At 68.9% G+C, this 16,916-nt stretch carries 12 protein-coding genes; 3 read left to right on the top strand and 9 right to left on the bottom strand.

Annotated elements, in window-relative coordinates:
- Positions 1 to 563 precede the first annotated feature (563 nt).
- The 3 genes from ACFXOM_RS14755 to thyX all read right to left on the bottom strand — a co-directional run bounded on the left by ACFXOM_RS14755 (position 564) and on the right by thyX (position 4,203).
- Positions 564 to 2,249, bottom strand: a complete 1,686-nt coding sequence (locus tag ACFXOM_RS14755; RefSeq protein WP_384941719.1) for a ribonuclease J — start codon at positions 2,247 to 2,249, stop codon at positions 564 to 566.
- A 127-nt stretch (positions 2,250 to 2,376) separates the two neighbouring features.
- Positions 2,377 to 3,276 (bottom strand): 4-hydroxy-tetrahydrodipicolinate synthase, encoded by a 900-nt coding sequence (gene dapA, locus ACFXOM_RS14750; protein ID WP_384941718.1) that lies wholly within the window; start codon positions 3,274 to 3,276, stop codon positions 2,377 to 2,379.
- 189 nt (positions 3,277 to 3,465) lie between these two features.
- Positions 3,466 to 4,203 carry an FAD-dependent thymidylate synthase gene (gene thyX / locus ACFXOM_RS14745; protein WP_384941716.1) on the bottom strand — a complete coding sequence of 246 codons (738 nt, stop codon included), beginning with the start codon at positions 4,201 to 4,203 and terminating at the stop codon, positions 3,466 to 3,468.
- Positions 4,204 to 4,399: 196 nt separating this feature from the next.
- On the opposite strand from thyX, the gene ACFXOM_RS14740 reads away from it, so the two are divergent.
- Together ACFXOM_RS14740 and ACFXOM_RS14735 are read left to right on the top strand one after the other, a co-directional pair.
- Positions 4,400 to 4,648: a hypothetical protein gene (locus ACFXOM_RS14740; RefSeq protein WP_384941714.1), complete on the top strand. Its 249-nt coding sequence runs from the start codon at positions 4,400 to 4,402 to the stop codon at positions 4,646 to 4,648.
- A 91-nt stretch (positions 4,649 to 4,739) separates the two neighbouring features.
- Positions 4,740 to 5,300 carry a hypothetical protein gene (locus ACFXOM_RS14735; protein WP_384941712.1) on the top strand — a complete coding sequence of 187 codons (561 nt, stop codon included), beginning with the start codon at positions 4,740 to 4,742 and terminating at the stop codon, positions 5,298 to 5,300.
- 58 nt (positions 5,301 to 5,358) lie between these two features.
- Here the strand turns inward: ACFXOM_RS14735 and ACFXOM_RS14730 are convergent, their stop codons facing one another.
- The 6 genes from ACFXOM_RS14730 to eccD all read right to left on the bottom strand — a co-directional run bounded on the left by ACFXOM_RS14730 (position 5,359) and on the right by eccD (position 12,503).
- Positions 5,359 to 5,811: a hypothetical protein gene (locus tag ACFXOM_RS14730; RefSeq protein WP_384941710.1), complete on the bottom strand. Its 453-nt coding sequence runs from the start codon at positions 5,809 to 5,811 to the stop codon at positions 5,359 to 5,361.
- 11 nt (positions 5,812 to 5,822) lie between these two features.
- Positions 5,823 to 6,575 (bottom strand): 4-hydroxy-tetrahydrodipicolinate reductase, encoded by a 753-nt coding sequence (dapB, locus tag ACFXOM_RS14725; RefSeq protein ID WP_384948490.1) that lies wholly within the window; start codon positions 6,573 to 6,575, stop codon positions 5,823 to 5,825.
- A 26-nt stretch (positions 6,576 to 6,601) separates the two neighbouring features.
- On the bottom strand, positions 6,602 to 7,981 hold the full coding sequence (locus tag ACFXOM_RS14720; RefSeq protein WP_384941706.1) for a M16 family metallopeptidase: 1,380 nt from the start codon (positions 7,979 to 7,981) through the stop codon (positions 6,602 to 6,604).
- Complete coding sequence (locus ACFXOM_RS14715) at positions 7,978 to 10,197, bottom strand: polyribonucleotide nucleotidyltransferase (protein ID WP_384948495.1); 2,220 nt, start codon at positions 10,195 to 10,197, stop codon at positions 7,978 to 7,980. The genes ACFXOM_RS14720 and ACFXOM_RS14715 overlap by 4 nt, the downstream gene beginning before the upstream one ends.
- Positions 10,198 to 10,513: 316 nt before the next feature.
- A complete protein-coding gene (gene rpsO, locus ACFXOM_RS14710) occupies positions 10,514 to 10,801 on the bottom strand; it encodes a 30S ribosomal protein S15 (RefSeq protein WP_031118350.1) in 288 nt (95 codons plus the stop codon).
- Positions 10,802 to 11,003: 202 nt separating this feature from the next.
- Positions 11,004 to 12,503, bottom strand: coding sequence for a type VII secretion integral membrane protein EccD (gene eccD / locus ACFXOM_RS14705; protein ID WP_384941703.1), 1,500 nt, complete (start codon positions 12,501 to 12,503; stop codon positions 11,004 to 11,006).
- Between the two features lie 223 nt (positions 12,504 to 12,726).
- Between eccD and eccCa the strand changes: the two genes are divergently transcribed.
- A complete protein-coding gene (gene eccCa / locus ACFXOM_RS14700) occupies positions 12,727 to 16,704 on the top strand; it encodes a type VII secretion protein EccCa (RefSeq protein WP_385038059.1) in 3,978 nt (1,325 codons plus the stop codon).
- Positions 16,705 to 16,916 lie beyond the last annotated feature (212 nt).

The raw sequence follows: 16,916 nt of genomic DNA, 5'->3' as shown, positions 1-16,916 counted from the left end.
CGCCAGCGTTCGTCCTGAGCCAGGATCAAACTCTCCGTGAATGCTTCCGGGCTATCCCGGCGAACACCACGAGAGCGGTGCGACCAGGAGGAATAATCCCGATCGCACACAGCGTCCTCGCTGTGTCTGCCTACCGAACACAGTCCGGCAGGACTTTCAAAGGAACCACATCTCCACACATGGAGACGGGGTATCAACATATCTGGCGTTGACTTTTGGCACGCTGTTGAGTTCTCAAGGAACGGACGCTTCCTTCGTACTCACCCTCTCGGGCTTTCCTCCGGGCGCTTCCCTTCGATGTTTCCAACCTTACCAGATTCTTTTTCCGTTCCGTTCCCGGTTCGGATTTCGTTTCCGGTGGCCGTTGGAGGGCCTTTTGCCTTTCGGCGATACCGACTTTATCAGAGATTCTGAGTCGGAATTCCCCGCCTCGTTGAGCATGTCGGTTCCGAGCACACGGTGGTGCCCCGGACTTCGCTCAGGCGGAGCCGTAAACGTACTGGAGCGGAGCGCCCGATGCAAATCGGGACTCCGCTCCCGTACTGCTGCCGTGTGCGGCCGCCTCAGACCTCGACCACGACCGGAAGGATCATCGGACGCCGACGGTAGGTGTCGGAGACCCATTTGCCGATCGAACGCCGGATGAGCTGCTGCAGTTGGTGGGGCTCGGAAACCCCGTCGGCCGCGGACCTGTGGATCGCTTCCTCGATCTTGGGGATCACCGCGTCGAAAGCGCCGTCCTCGATGCCGGAGCCCCGTGCGTGGATGTTCGGTCCACCCACGATCTTCCCGGTCGTCGAGTCGACGACCACGAAGACCGAGATGATGCCCTCGTCTCCGAGGATGCGGCGGTCCTTCAGCGAGGACTCGGTGACGTCACCGACCGAGAGACCGTCCACGTACACGTAGCCGGCCTGGACCTTGCCCGTGATCTTGGCCTTGCCGTCGACGAGGTCGACGACCACGCCGTCCTCCGCGATGACGATGTGGTCCTTCGGGACACCCGTCAGCGCTCCGAGCTCGGCATTGGCCCGGAGGTGGCGCCATTCGCCGTGGACCGGCATCAGGTTCTTCGGCTTGCAGATGTTGTAGAAGTACAGGAGTTCACCAGCCGAGGCATGGCCGGAGACGTGGACCTTGGCGTTGCCCTTGTGGACGACGTTCGCACCCCACCGGGTGAGACCGTTGATCACGCGGTAGACCGCGTTCTCGTTGCCCGGGATGAGGGACGACGCCAGGATGACGGTGTCACCCTGGACGATGCGGATCTGGTGGTCGCGGTTGGCCATGCGGGAGAGGGCCGCCATCGGCTCGCCCTGGGATCCCGTGCATACCAGTACGACCTCGTGGTCGGGCAGGTCGTCCAGCGTCTTGACGTCCACGACGAGTCCGGCCGGCACCTTGAGGTACCCCAGGTCGCGGGCGATGCCCATGTTGCGGACCATCGATCGGCCGACGAACGCGACCTTGCGGCCGTACTCGTGCGCCGCGTCGAGGATCTGCTGGATGCGGTGCACGTGACTGGCGAAACTGGCCACGATGATGCGCTTCTGGGCGCCCGCGAAGACTCCCCGCAGCACGTTGGAGATGTCGCGCTCGGCGGGCACGAAGCCGGGGACCTCGGCGTTGGTCGAGTCGGCCAGCAGGAGGTCGATGCCTTCCTCGCTCAGACGTGCGAAGGAGTGCAGGTCGGTGAGGCGACCGTCCATCGGCAGCTGGTCCATCTTGAAGTCGCCCGTGTGGACGGCCATCCCCGCGGGGGTACGGATGGCCACGGCGAGGGCGTCGGGGATGGAGTGGTTGACCGCGATGAACTCGCAGTCGAACGGGCCGATGCGCTCACGGTTCCCCTCGGCGACTTCGAGGGTGTACGGCCGGATCCGGTGCTCCTGGAGCTTGGCCTCGATCAGGGCGAGGGTCAGCTTGGAGCCGATGAGCGGGATGTCCGGCTTCAGGCGCAGTAGGTAGGGCACGCCTCCGATGTGGTCCTCGTGGCCGTGCGTGAGCACGATGCCCTCGATGTCGTCGAGGCGGTCCCGGATCGTGGTGAAGTCCGGCAGGATCAGGTCGATTCCGGGCTGCTCCTCCTCGGGGAAGAGCACACCGCAGTCGACGATCAGGAGTCGGCCGTCGTACTCGAAGACCGTCATGTTGCGGCCGATCTCGCCGAGACCGCCGAGGGGCGTGACGCGCAGGCCACCGCGGGGGAGCTTCGGCGGAGCGCCGAGTTCGGGATGCGGATGACTCAAAAGACTCTCCTCACCAGACGCGCCACGTACCGCTTGGGCACGTGGCGCGCATGACATTCGTGCACTTGCTGTTGTCGTCTTTGTCGTTCGTATTCAGTTGGTTCGTATTCAGTTGTGAAGTCCGTGGTTACAGCTGTACCCCGCCGGCCTCGAGATCGATCTTGAGCTGTGCGGTCTCGACCTCGGTCAGCTCGACGAGGGGCAGGCGCAGTGGTCCCGCGGGCAGACCCTGCAGCGCGAGCGCGGCCTTGGTCGTGATGACGCCCTGGGTCCGGAACATGCCGGTGAAGACCGGGAGCAGCTTCTGGTGGATCTCGGTCGCCTTCTGGACGTCGCCCGCGGTGTAGGCCTCGACGAGAGCGCACAGCTCGGGGGTGACGACGTGACCGACGACGGAGACGAAGCCGACGGCACCGACCGAGAGGAGGGGCAGGTTGAGCATGTCGTCGCCCGAGTACCAGGCGAGTCCGCTCCGGGCGATGGCCCAGCTGGCGCGGCCGAGGTCGCCCTTGGCGTCCTTGTTGGCGACGATACGCGGGTGCTCCGCGAGGCGGACGATCGTCTCGGTGTCGATCGGGACACCGCTGCGGCCGGGGATGTCGTACAGCATCACGGGGAGACCGGTGGCATCGGCGATGGCCGAGAAGTGCCGGTACAGACCCTCCTGAGGAGGCTTGTTGTAGTACGGCGTCACGGCGAGCAGGCCGTGCGCGCCGGCGCGCTCGGCGGCACGGGCGAGCTCGGTGCTGTGCCGGGTGTCGTTGGTGCCGATTCCGGCGACGACGTGGGCCCTGTCGCCCACCGCGTCCAGTACGGCCCGCACGAGCTGGTCTTTCTCCACGTCGCTGGTGGTCGGGGACTCACCAGTGGTTCCGTTGACGATCAGGCCGTCGTTACCGGCGTCCACCAGGTGGGTGGCGAGCCGCTGCGCGCCGTCGAGGTCAAGTGCGCCGTCCGCCGTGAACGGCGTGACCATGGCGGTGAGGACCCGCCCGAAGGGGGTCTGCGGAGTGGAGATCGGAGCCATGGGTAACACGCTACTCGCTGCTCCGTGCACAGCACCCCCTTGGGGGACGTGACGTATGCCGGAGGCTGCGGAGCCCGGCACTGCCTGCTCGGGGGTTCAGGCAGTGCCGGGTCCGTTTGATCAGCCTAGATGAACTTCTCGAAACGCCGCAATACGGACACCGAGTAAGGCTGACCGTACATCTGTGCTCTACGGAGCGATGCGTCCGTTGGCGTTGAAGGCGGCGTAGGTGAGCGGCATGAGCTTGGCCCAGTGCTGCTCCATCCGCTCACCGACCATCTCGATCTCCCGCTGCGGGAAGGAAGGGACCTTCGCGGACTCGTGCTGGGTCCGCAGACCCAGGAAGTGCATCAGCGAGCGGGCGTTGCACGTGGCGTACATCGACGAGTAGAGGCCCACGGGGAGGACCGAGCGGGCGACCTCACGGGCCACTCCGGCCGAGAGCATCTCCTGGTAGGACTCGTACGCCTGGCGGTACGAGTCTTCCATCACCCGACCGGTCAGCTCCTGCTGCGCCTGGGTGCCCTCGACGAAGACGTACTTGCCGGGGCGGCCCTCCTGCACCAGTTTGCGCGACTCGTCGGGGACGTAGAAGACCGGCTGGAGCTCCCGGTAGCGTCCGGACTCCTCGTTGTACGACCAGCCGACGCGGTGCCGCATGAACTCGCGGAAGACGAAGATCGGGGCGCTGATGAAGAAGGTCATCGAGTTGTGCTCGAAGGGGCTGCCGTGGCGGTCCCGCATCAGATAGTTGATGAGCCCCTTCGAGCGCTCCGGGTCCTTGGAGAGCTCCTCCAGGGACTGCTCGCCGGCCGTGGAGACCCGGGCCGCCCACAGCACGTCGGAGTCGCCGGCGGTGTGCTTCACCAGGTCGACGGTGACGTCGCTGCGGAAGCTGGGCTTGGTATCGGGACGGTGATCGGTCACCGGCGGGGGTCCTTCCAGTTGCGTCGCAGGGCGGCGACCACTCTACGGGCCTTTCTGCGGGCCTCTCCCGATGGCTCGGGGGAGGGACGTGGTGTCCCAATCGTTACCGGTCAATTCACTGGAATCGGGCACCCGATACACGTCCCGCTCGTCATTACCGGTAGCCACACCTTTGACATCTCAAGGAGTACCCGCCATGTTCAGCCGGCGAGAGGCCGTTCCCTTCGCGTTCGTCGCCGAGGCCAACCGCTTCCGCAGCAACGTCTCCGCACCGCCCCGGCGGCGTCCCAGCACCTCCCAGCTCGTCGGCCGCACGTTGCTCGGCCTGACCATCGTGGCCGGGCTGGGCGGTTCGCTGCTCTTCGGGCTGCCCGCGATGGAAGCTCCGGCAGCGCCGAAGTCACCCTCCCAGGCACAGCAGTCCGTCGGTACGGACGCCCGCTGACCCGTACGCACCCCTGGGGTGGTCCGGCATCAGGCACCTCGATAGCCTCACGAGACACAGTCCTTTCGTCGTAAACCAGTGAGGATCAGCCGTGCCCCTGCCCTTCCTGACGGCGGACCGCGCCTTCGACGAGGCGGACGACGAGCTCGCCGCCCTCGCGTATGACGACCATGACGAGTGGCGGCGACCGTACCGGCCCGGGCCCTGGCGGGTGGGGGCAGCGGCCCTGATCCTGCTGCTCGCGTCGTTCGTCCTGCTGGCAGCCATGATCGTCGCTTTCGCCGGTGCGTTGGGCGGCGCAGGGGTGTGCGTCGGCGTCGCGGCCTTGCTGATCGCGTCGGCGCTCCGCCTTCTGCGCATGGGCGTCTGGGTGAGCAAGCACGGACTACGCCGCGTGTCCTTCTTCCCCACCAGGACCGTGGCGTGGGACCAGGTCGCAACGTTGCGCACGGTGCAGCAGCCGGTGCGCTGGCTGGGGCTGCCGCGTACGGTCCAGGGCCAGGAACTCCAACTCGTCCGCGCGTCCGGCGAGGCGCTCGCGCTGCTCACTGATCACAATGCGGACTTCCTCGCCCGGATCGAAGCCTTCGACCGGGCGGCGGACACCATTGAGGCATGGGGAGCCGAATACCGCCCTTCGCGGTCGGGCTGACTGCCGTCTGGTCCGGAGCAACGGTCCTCCCGTCGCCCCGGACGAGGCGGAAGCGGACTCACGCCCTGACGGGCTTCCCTTCGTGCAGGGCGATGGCACGCTGCATCGCCTTGCGGGCCCGCGGGGTGTCCCTGGCGTCGTGGTAGGCGACGGCCAGTCGGAACCAGCAGCGCCAGTCGTCCGGGGAGTCCTCCGTCTCCGCCCGCCGCTTGGCGAAGACGGCGTCCGCGGAATCGCGGTCGATCCGACCGGCCGGGGTACGGACCAGTTCGTCGACCGGGAGCCCGCCCTCCGCGTCGAGCTCGGCGGCGAGGGCGTTGGCCCTCCGGACGAACTGCGTGTTCTTCCAGAGGAACCACAGACCGATCACCGGCAGGATCAGCACCGCGACGCCGAAGGTCACGGTGAGCAGGGTGCCGTGCTGGATCAGCATCACCCCCCGGCTGCCGACCAGGCCGAAGTAGACCACCAGGACGGCAGCCGTGATGACGTAAGAGATCTTCGCGCGCATGGTGCCGGTGCTCACTCGAGGTCGAGGAAGTGTTCCAGGCCGAAGGTCAGCCCGGGGGTGCTCACCACGCGGCGCACGCCGAGCAGGATGCCGGGCATGAAGCTCTTGTGGTGCAGGGAGTCGTGCCGGATCGTGAGGGTCTCGCCCTCGCCACCGAGCATGACCTCTTGGTGGGCGAGCAGCCCCCGGAGTCGTACGGCGTGCACGGGCACCCCGTCGACGTCCGCGCCCCGGGCTCCTTCCAGTGCCGTCACGGTGGCATCGGGCTGCGGTGCGCAACCGGCCTCGGCACGGGCGGCGGCGATCAGCTGGGCAGTACGGGTGGCGGTGCCGGAGGGAGCGTCCGCCTTGTTCGGGTGGTGGAGCTCCACGACCTCGACCGACTCGAAGTAGCGTGCCGCCTGGGCGGCGAACTTCATGGTGAGGACCGCGCCGATGGAGAAGTTGGGTGCGATCAGCACACCGGTCTCCGGGGAGGCGTCCAAGGTGGTCCGCAGGTGGGCGAGGCGCTCGTCGGTCCAGCCCGTCGTGCCGACCACCGCGTGGATGCCGTGGCGCACGAGGAAGTCGAGGTTGCCCATCACCGAAGCGGGGGTGGTCAGCTCGACCACGACCTGGGCGCCGGCCTCGGCCAGCGTCTCCAGCTTGTCGCCCCGGCCGAGCGCGGCGACGAGTTCCATGTCCTCGGCCGCCTCGACGGCCCGTACCGCCTCGGATCCGATACGGCCCTTGGCTCCGAGGACGGCCACGCGCAGCTTGCTCATTGCTCTGCTCTCTCTGCGAGACGGATCTAGGAGACGGTTTCGTGCAGGCGGTCGGCCTGCTTGTCCTTCAGCGGCCCGATCACCGAGAGCGAGGGGCGCTGCCCCAGGACTTCGCGGGCGACGGCGCGGACATCGTCGGGCGTGACGGCGGCTATGTTCGCGAGCATGTCATCGACCGACATCTGGGAGCCCCAGCACAGCTCGCTCTTCCCGATGCGGTTCATGAGCGCACCGGTGTCCTCGAGGCCGAGGACGGTGGAACCGGAGAGCTGGCCGATGGCGCGGTCGATCTCGTCGTCCGTCAATCCCTCGTGGGCGACCCGGTCGAGTTCGCCGCGGCAGATCTTGAGGACGTCGTGGACCTGGCTGGGCCGGCACCCGGCGTAGACGCCGAAGAGTCCGCAGTCGGCGAAGCCGGACGTGTACGAGTACACGCTGTACGCGAGGCCCCGCTTCTCACGGACCTCCTGGAAGAGCCGCGAGGACATGCCGCCGCCGAGGGCGGTGTTCAGTACGCCGAGGGACCAGCGGCGCTCGTCCGTACGGGGCAGCCCCGGCATGCCCAGGACCACGTGGGCCTGCTCGGTCCTGCGGCCGAGCAGTTCGACGCGCCCCGCGGTCTTCAGCGCCTTGGACCCGTCACGCGGGACGACCGGCTTGGCATCGGTGCGGGTCAGGGCCCCTGCCCGCTCGAAGGCCCTGCGCACCTGCCGCACGACCGTGGCGTGGTCGATGTTCCCTGCGGCTGCGACGACCAGGTGCGTCGGGTCGTAGTGCTTCTTGTAGAAACGGGTGATCTGGGAACGACTCAGTGCGTTGATGGTGTCGACGGTGCCAAGGACCGGGCGGCCCAGCGGGGTGTCGCCGAACATCGTGTGCGCGAAGAGGTCGTGGACGACGTCACCGGGGTCGTCCTCGGTCATCGCGATCTCTTCGAGGATGACTCCGCGCTCGGCGTCGACGTCCTCGTCGAGGATCAGCGAGCCGGTGAGCATGTCGCAGACGACGTCGATCGCCAGCGGCAGATCGGTGTCGAGCACACGTGCGTAGTAGCAGGTGTACTCCTTCGCCGTGAACGCGTTCATCTCGCCGCCGACCGCGTCGAGCGCGGCGGAGATGTCGAGGGCGGAGCGCCGTTGCGTGCCCTTGAAGAGCAGGTGCTCCAGGTAGTGGGTCGCCCCGTTGAGCGAGGGCGTCTCGTCACGGGACCCGACGTGCGCCCAGATGCCGAAGGTGGCCGACCGTACGGACGGCAGCGTCTCGGTGACGACGCGCAGCCCGCCGGGGAGAATCGTCCGGCGTACCGTGCCGATGCCGTGCTGACCCTCGAGGAGCGTTTGGGTACGGGCGACGGCCCGCACCTGCGAAGAGGTGCGGGCCGTCGTCCTGGAACTACGTGACGTCACTTGGCGGCGTCGTCCTTCTCGTCCTCAGCGCCTTCCTCGCCCTCGATCACGGGGATCAGGGAGAGCTTGCCGCGCTGGTCGATCTCGGCGATCTCGACCTGGACCTTCTGGCCCACGCCCACCACGTCCTCGACGTTCTCCACGCGCTTGCCGCCGGCGAGCTTGCGGATCTGCGAGATGTGCAGCAGGCCGTCCTTGCCGGGGAGCAGGGAGACGAACGCACCGAAGGTGGTGGTCTTGACGACCGTGCCCAGGTAGCGCTCGCCGACCTCCGGCATGGTCGGGTTGGCGATGCCGTTGATCGTGGCGCGGGCGGCCTCGGCGGCCGGGCCGTCGGCGGCACCGATGTAGATGGTGCCGTCGTCCTCGATCGTGATCTCGGCGCCGGTGTCCTCCTGGATCTGGTTGATCATCTTGCCCTTGGGGCCGATGACCTCACCGATCTTGTCGACGGGGATCTTGACGGTGATGATCCGCGGGGCGTTCGGCGACATCTCGTCCGGGGTGTCGATCGCTTCCATCATCACGTCGAGGATGTGGAGGCGGGCGTCGCGGGCCTGCTTGAGGGCCGCGGCCAGGACGGAGGCTGGGATGCCGTCCAGCTTGGTGTCCAGCTGGAGGGCGGTGACGAACTCCTTCGTACCGGCGACCTTGAAGTCCATGTCGCCGAAGGCGTCCTCCGCACCGAGGATGTCGGTCAGGGCGACGTAGTGCGTCTTGCCCTCGATCTCCTGGGAGATCAGGCCCATGGCGATGCCCGCGACGGGGGCCTTCAGCGGCACACCGGCGTTCAGCAGCGACATGGTGGAGGCGCACACCGAGCCCATGGACGTCGAACCGTTGGAGCCGAGGGCCTCGGACACCTGGCGGATCGCGTACGGGAACTCCTCGCGGCTCGGCAGCACCGGCACGATGGCGCGCTCGGCGAGGGCGCCGTGACCGATCTCGCGGCGCTTCGGAGAACCGACGCGGCCGGTCTCACCGACGGAGTACGGCGGGAAGTTGTAGTTGTGCATGTAGCGCTTGCGGGTCACCGGGGAAAGGGTGTCCAGCTGCTGCTCCATGCGGAGCATGTTGAGGGTGGTGACACCCAGGATCTGGGTCTCGCCACGCTCGAACAGGGCGGAACCGTGCACCCGCGGGATCGCCTCGACCTCGGCGGCCAACGTACGGATGTCCGTGACGCCGCGACCGTCGATGCGCTTCTTCTCCTTGATCACGCGCTCGCGGACCAGGGACTTGGTCAGCGAGCGGTACGCGGCGGAGATCTCCTTCTCGCGGCCCTCGAACTCCGGCAGGAGCTTCTCGGCGGCGATCGCCTTGACGCGGTCCAGCTCGGCCTCGCGGTCCTGCTTGCCGGCGATGGTGAGGGCCTGGGAGAGCTCGCTCTTGACCGCGGCGGTGAGCGCCTCCAGGACGTCGTCCTGGTACTCGAGGAAGACGGGGAACTCGCCGGTCGGCTTGGCAGCCTTCGCGGCGAGGTCCGCCTGGGCCTTGCAGAGGACCTTGATGAAGGGCTTCGCGGCCTCGAGACCGGCGGCGACGACCTCCTCGGTCGGCGCCTCGGCACCGCCCTTGACGAGCTCGACCGTCTTCTCGGTGGCCTCGGCCTCGACCATCATGATGGCGACGTCGCCGTCCTCCAGGACGCGGCCCGCGACCACCATGTCGAAGACGGCGTCCTCGAGCTCGGTGTGGGTCGGGAAGGCCACCCACTGGCCCTTGATCAGCGCGACGCGGGTGCCGCCGATGGGGCCGGAGAAGGGCAGGCCGGCCAGCTGCGTGGAGCAGGAGGCGGCGTTGATCGCGACCACGTCGTAGAGGTGGTCGGGGTTGAGCGCCATGATCGTCTCGACGATCTGGATCTCGTTGCGCAGGCCCTTCCTGAAGGACGGGCGCAGCGGGCGGTCGATCAGGCGGCAGGTCAGGATCGCGTCCTCGGACGGACGGCCCTCGCGGCGGAAGAACGAGCCGGGGATCTTGCCCGCGGCGTACATCCGCTCCTCGACGTCGACCGTCAGAGGGAAGAAGTCCAGCTGGTCCTTGGGGTTCTTGGACGCGGTGGTGGCCGACAGCACCATGGTGTCGTCGTCCAGGTACGCCACGGCGGAACCGGCGGCCTGCTTGGCCAGGCGGCCCGTCTCGAAGCGGATGGTACGGGTGCCGAAGGAGCCGTTGTCGATGACGGCCTCGGCGTAGTGGGTCTCGTTCTCCACTAGCGATATCTCCTCGTCTGCGTCCCCGGGCCCGTGTGGCGGGGGGACGGTGGTGGAGAAGCGCGCCTTGTGTGCGGGCCGGTCTTCGATCGAAGCACCCGGGTGATGGGTTCCGGGGGCCACTACCGAGGACCGGCGGCGGAGGGGCGCTCCTCCTCGTTCGGTATTGCGTTGTCTTCGCGTACCGCGTCCTCCGGGGACGGCGGGTACGACGTTCTTGCGTTGTGCGACCAGGTTACTGAGGTTGGCCCCGGGACCGCACGTACAGCAAAGGGAGCGGCCCCCTAAGAGTGGGAACCGCTCCCTCCACGGCGTCTTACTTCGCGCCCGCCGCACCACGGCGGATGCCGAGGCGGTCAACCAGCGTACGGAAGCGCTGGATGTCCTTCTTGGCCAGGTACTGCAGCAGGCGGCGGCGCTGACCGACCAGGATCAGCAGACCACGACGGGAGTGGTGGTCGTGCTTGTGGGTCTTGAGGTGCTCGGTCAGGTCGGAGATGCGGCGCGAGAGCAGCGCGACCTGGACCTCGGGGGAGCCGGTGTCGCCCTCCTTGGTGCCGAACTCGGCCATGATCTGCTTCTTCGTAGCGGCGTCGAGAGACACTCGGTACTCCTCTAGGTGTTCGATGCGCCCACGAGTGCCCCTGGTCTGTGTCTCAGGGGAGCTTCCGTGACTCGGAGGCGGAGGCGCGATGAGCGCTGCACCCAGGGTCCTCAGGGCCTTTCCAGGCCTTGGGGGCCTTCGGCTCCGAAGGCATCCCGGGATCGCGTACACAAACGGCCGTCACACAGCGTACCAGCTCGCCTCAGGAAGTCAGTGCGCGGATGGAGTGGTAGACGTCGAAGACCGCCAGGCACAGCGGTACGAGCGTGAGGAGCACACCGGTCTCGGCCACCTCCAGGAAGCGCCCCCAGAAGGGGGTGACGCCCTTGCGGGGGACGATCAGACCGATCGCGATGATCAGTGCGGCGACGCCGGCGACCGCGGCGGCGAGCCAGACCGTACGGATATCCAGGGCCGCGCCGTCACCCCTCAGGGCGTCGCGCACCAGGCCGGCCGGCGGATTCAGGCACAACCCGAGCCCGAGCAGCACCAGCGAGCCGAGGCCCGCTGCGAGCGCGCAGCCGACCTGGGCCGTGTAGCGGAAGAGGTGGGCGCGCATGAGCATGGCGATCCCGGTGACGAGGGCGAGCAGCTGCCCCCACACGTCGTCGGAGAAACCGAGCACCGCGGACGCCCCGACGGCGACCAGGGCGCAGCCACCCACCAGCCCGACCAGCAGTTCGTGGCCCCGCCGGGCCTGGGCGGCGATGCGGTCCGCGTCCACCGGCCCCTGGGGAGCGGGCTCGGCCCCGTAGCCGCCCACCGCGGTGCGCGGGGGTTCGAAGCCGATGGGGAGGCGGGCGAAGCGGGTGGACAGGCCCGGCAGGAAAGCGAGGGCCCCGACGGCGAGCGGCGAGCACACCGCGGCGGTCTCGGCCGGCTCCATCCCCGTCATGGTCGCGACGAAGGTCACCACCGCGCCGACCGCCGCGGCGAACACGAACGCGACGAAGGGGCCGTCGCCACCGGGGGCGACCATCATCAGGATCACCGAGACCACCAGCACGGCAGCGCAGGCGAGCAGGAACTGGAGCCGGCCGACGCCCTGCCCCTCGGCGAGGGGCAGCAGGCCGGCCGCAGCGACACCCGCGTTCGCCATCGCGCCGAGACCGAGGGCGACAGCCGAGCCCCGGTCGTCGTACACCCGTGCCCGCACGCACGCGAGCGCCAGGAGCAGGCCGCCGGTGACCGCCGCCAGGATCCCCGGCAGGCCGTGCATGTCGTGCCGTGGGTCGGCCGTCCACAGGACGAACGCGAGCAGTACCAGCAGGACCGCGCCACCGAGGAGCCCCGCCCCGCGCATCAAGCCGTCGCTCCACAACGTGCGGTCCCGGGCCACCGCCGAGGCGACCGCGTCGGACACGTCGTCGAAGACGGCCGGGGGCAGCGACTCGGCGAAGGGTCGCAGGGACAGCAGCTCACCGTCGAGGATCCGCTGAGCGCCCAGCGAGCGTGCACCGTCGAGCACGGTGCCGTCACGGCGCACCAGGTGGTACCCGACCGGCGCGCCCGCCTCGGGACTCTGGCCGGACAGGCGGAGGACCTCCGGGTAGAGGTCGGCGACCGCGATGTCGTCGGGCAGCGCCACGTCCACGCGGCCGTCGGGCGCCACGACCGTGACGCGGCAGAATCCGGTTCCGCTGCCGGACGGGGTGGCGGGACCCGGCTGGCCGGATCCGGTGGCCGCCGCTGGGGCCGTCATACTCACCTGCTGCTTCCCCTCGTGGTCTTCATGGAGCCTAGGGCTGCCGTTGTGCTTCGAATGACCGTTTTTTTGCGGTAGTTCATGCGAGCGCAAATGCGTCGCGCCACCCTACCGCCCGGCCGTTCACCCCTTCGCAAGTAGGATCCCTCCCCGCGGATGGAACCGTCGCCACGGGGGCGCCGATAGGAACATTTCCGTCCGGCAAGGGAATTGGTGAGCTGTGAGTCAGATCGTCGTCAAGCGCCCACCACGGGTCCTGCCGTCCGAAGTGCCCGGAGAGCCGGTGCACCTGCAACCGCCACCCGAGCTGCCGAGAGGCCAGCAGGAGGGTGCGCTCATGCAGTTGCTGCCGATGCTGGGCATGGGCGGTTCCGTCGTGTTCTTCTTCATGACCCCGAATCCGATCATGCGGATCATGGGCATGGTGATGATCGCGTCCACGGTCGCCATGGGCATCGCCATGCTCGTGCGCTACCGGCGCGGGACGCAGGGACAACTCGCCGACCTGAGACGCGACTACCTCAAGTACCTGACCCAGACCCGGCGGACGGTCCTGCGCACCGCGCGCCTCCAGCGCGACGCGCAGTACTACCTGCACCCGTCCCCGGAGCAGTTGTGGGCGCTCGTCGCCGACGGAAGCAGGGTGTGGGAGCGCCGCGTCGGCGACGACGACTTCGGACAGGTGCGCATCGGCCTCGGCAGCCAGCAGCTCGCCACTCCGCTCGTTGCCGCCGAAACCGCCCCGGTGGACGAGCTGGAACCCCTCACCGCAGGGGCCATGCAGAAGTTCCTGACTGTCCACGGCACGCTCGACGGACTGCCGATGGCGGTCTCGCTGCGCGCCTTCTATCACTTGACGGTGAGCGGGGAAGCGGAGTCCGTGCGATCCGCGGCCCGCGCCATGGTGGGCTCGCTCGCCGCCCTGCACTCGCCGGAAGACCTGGTCGTCGCCGTCGCCGCCGCACCGACCGCGGCCGCGCAGTGGGAATGGGCGAAATGGCTCCCGCACGTCCAGGCCTCCGGTGCCGCCGACGGCGCGGGCAGCCGACGCCTCATCACCACCGACGCCCACGAACTCGAGGAGATGCTCGCCGGGCACCTCGAAGGGCGCCCCCGCTTCCAGGGGGACGGCCACCCGCTGCTCGACCAGCCGCACCTCGTGATCGTGCTGGACGGCCAGTCGGTACCCCCCATGTCGGCGCTCGCCGCCGCGGAGGGACTGCAGGGGGTGACGGTGATCGAGGTCATCCCTGGCGACGTCAGCGGTATGCGCGGCGGCTTGTCCGTCGTGGTGCACCCCGACTCGCTGCAGCTGGAGTCCGGACACGGCCTGGTGTACGACGGCACTCCGGACCGGCTGAGCATCGAGGCCGCCGAGGCGCTCGCCCGCCAACTGGCCCCGCTCCGGGTCGCCATGGGTGGGGACGACGACGAACCACTCCTCGCCAACCTCGAGTTCACCGATCTGCTGAACCTGGGCGACGCCTCTTCCGTCGACGTCGGTCGCACCTGGCGGCCCCGGTCCCAGGCGGAGCGGCTGCGCGTACCCATCGGTGTGGGCGAGGACGGCGCCCCGGTCATGCTCGACCTCAAGGAGGCGGCGCAGGAGGGCATGGGCCCGCACGGACTGTGCGTCGGTGCTACCGGTTCCGGCAAGTCCGAACTGCTGCGCACGCTGGTCCTGGGTCTCGCCGTCACGCATTCGTCGGAGACGCTCAACTTCGTCCTCGCGGACTTCAAGGGCGGTGCCACCTTCGCCGGCATGTCACAGATGCCGCACGTCGCCGCCGTGATCACCAACCTCGCGGACGACCTCACGCTCGTCGACCGCATGGGCGACTCCATCCGGGGCGAGCTGAACCGCCGGCAGGAGCTGCTGCGCGACGCCGGCAACTACGCCAACATCCACGACTACGAGAAGGCGCGAGCCGCGGGGGCCGCGCTGCAGCCCATCCCGTCCCTGGTCCTGGTGATCGACGAGTTCAGCGAACTCCTCACCGCCATGCCGGACTTCATCGAGATGTTCGTGCAGATCGGCCGGATCGGACGGTCCCTCGGCGTCCACCTGCTGTTGGCGTCACAGCGACTGGAGGAGGGCCGGCTGCGCGGCTTGGAGACCTACCTGTCGTACCGGATCGGCCTGCGCACCTTCTCCGCTGCCGAGTCGCGGGCGGCGCTGGGCGTGCCCGACGCGTACCAGTTGCCGAACGTGCCCGGCTCCGGCTACCTGAAGTTCGGCACGGACGAGATGGTCCGGTTCAAGGCCGCGTACGTCTCCGGGGTCTACCGGGCGAGCTCCCACCAGGCGCCCACCCCCGGCGGCCCGCTCCCGGTAGACCGCAGGCCGGTTCCGTTCACGGCGGCCCCGGTCCCCGTGCGCTACGTCGAGCAGGCCACCGAGGCGCACGTCCCCCCAGCGCGTGCGAGCGAAGACGACGCGCTGGCCGACTCGGTGCTCGACGTGATCGTGCGACGGCTCGAGGGACGCGGCGTGGAGGCGCACCAGGTCTGGCTCCCTCCGCTCGACAATCCGCCGCCGTTGGACGAGCTCCTGCCGGGACTGGCCGCGGTCCAGGACCGCGGTCTGACGCAGCCCGGGTTCGAGGGCGCGGGCCGGCTGGTCGTGCCGCTGGGCGTGGTCGACAAGCCGTACGAGCAGCGCCGCGACACGCTCTACCGGGACTTCTCGGGGGCTGCGGGCCACATGCAGATCGTCGGTGGCCCTCAGTCGGGCAAGTCGACCCTGCTGCGCACGATCATCTCGGGTTTCGCCCTCACGCACACCCCGCACGAGGTCCAGTTCTACGGCCTCGACTTCGGCGGTGGCGGCTTGTCGGCCGTCGCGGGCCTACCGCACGTCGGCGGGGTCGCCTCGCGCCTCGACCCCGAGCGGGTCCGCAGGACGGTGTCCGAGGTGTACGGCGTCCTGACGCGGCGGGAGGAGTACTTCCGCAGCGCCGGCATCGACTCCATCGGCACGTACCGCAGGCTCCGGGCGCGCGGCGACATCTCGGTGGCGGAACAGCCCTGGGGTGACGTGTTCCTGGTCGTCGACGGCTGGGGCAACTTCCGCACGGACTACGAAGGCCTGGAGCCCGCGGTGGTCGACATCGCGGCGCGCGGCCTCGGCTATGGCATCCACGTGATCATCACGGCGTCGCGATCCATGGAGGTCCGGGCGAACCTCAAGGACCACCTGATGAACCGGCTGGAGCTGAGGCTCGGCGACACGATGGACTCCGAGATCGACCGCAGGGTCGCCGTGAACGTCCCGACCGGTGTGCCGGGCCGCGGTCTGACCCCGGAGAAGCTGCACTTCATGGCGGCGGTGCCACGGATCGACGGCATCAACTCCGACAGCGACCTGTCGGAGGCGTCGGCCGCGATGGCGCAGGAGGTCACCCGGCACTGGACCGCGCCCGGGGCGCCGGCCGTCCGGCTGCTGCCGCGGGAGCTGCCGGCGGAGAACCTCCCGACGGGCTTCGCGGAGCCGAAGCGCGGCATCGCATTCGCCATCGACGAGAACAACCTGGAACCGGCGTACCTCAACTTCGAGCGCGACCCGTTCTTCCTGGTGTTCGGCGAGAGCGAATCGGGCAAGTCGAACCTGCTGCGGCTGCTCATCAAGCAACTGACCGAGCGGTACGACGGGGACGACTGCAAGTTCTTCGTCATCGACAACAGGCGCGCGCTGTTGGACGTCACCCCTGCCACTCACCTGGCTGAGTACGTCCCCATGTCCAACGCCATGGAGCACCACGTCGACGCGCTGGCCGACCTCATGCAACGGCGCACCCCGTCTGCGGACGTCACGGCCCAACAGCTGCGGGACCGCAGCTGGTGGCGCGGCCCGTCGGTGTTCGTGGTGGTCGACGACTACGACCTGGTGTCCACGTCGAGCGGCAACCCGCTGGCAAGACTCACCGAGCAACTGCCGTTCGCGCGCGACGTCGGCGTCCGCTTCATCATCGCCCGCAACTCGGCCGGTGCGAGCCGGGCCACGTACGAACCGTTCATGCAGCGCATGATGGAACTCGGCGCCCAGGGCGTGCTCCTCTCCGGCGACCCGCAGGAGGGCGAGGTCCTCGGCGGCGTCCGGCTGCGTCCGATGCCCCCGGGCCGGGGCGTCTTCGTCTCGCGCCAGCGCGGCAATCCGCTGGTGCAGACGGGGCTCATGCCTCCGGAGGGCGCGGGGTGAGGCGAACCCGGTTCCACGGGACAGGTCCAAGCCCGTTCTCACGGCGGACCGGTCGCCGTTGGTGGCAGGGTCCCGCCGCGGGATGATCGGCTGCGGGTGGACACGGCGCTGGGGGGGGGGGGGGAGGGGGGGGGGGGGGAGAAGAAAGCCGTGTCTCCCCCCCCGAGAGTGGTCCCGTTCTATAGAAGGAAGGGGGAGGGGCGGGAGCCACG

It is taken from the genome of Streptomyces sp. NPDC059169 (assembly GCF_042755225.1).
GTDB lineage: Bacteria > Actinomycetota > Actinomycetes > Streptomycetales > Streptomycetaceae > Streptomyces.
This window is presented reverse-complemented; position numbering and strand designations above follow the sequence as displayed.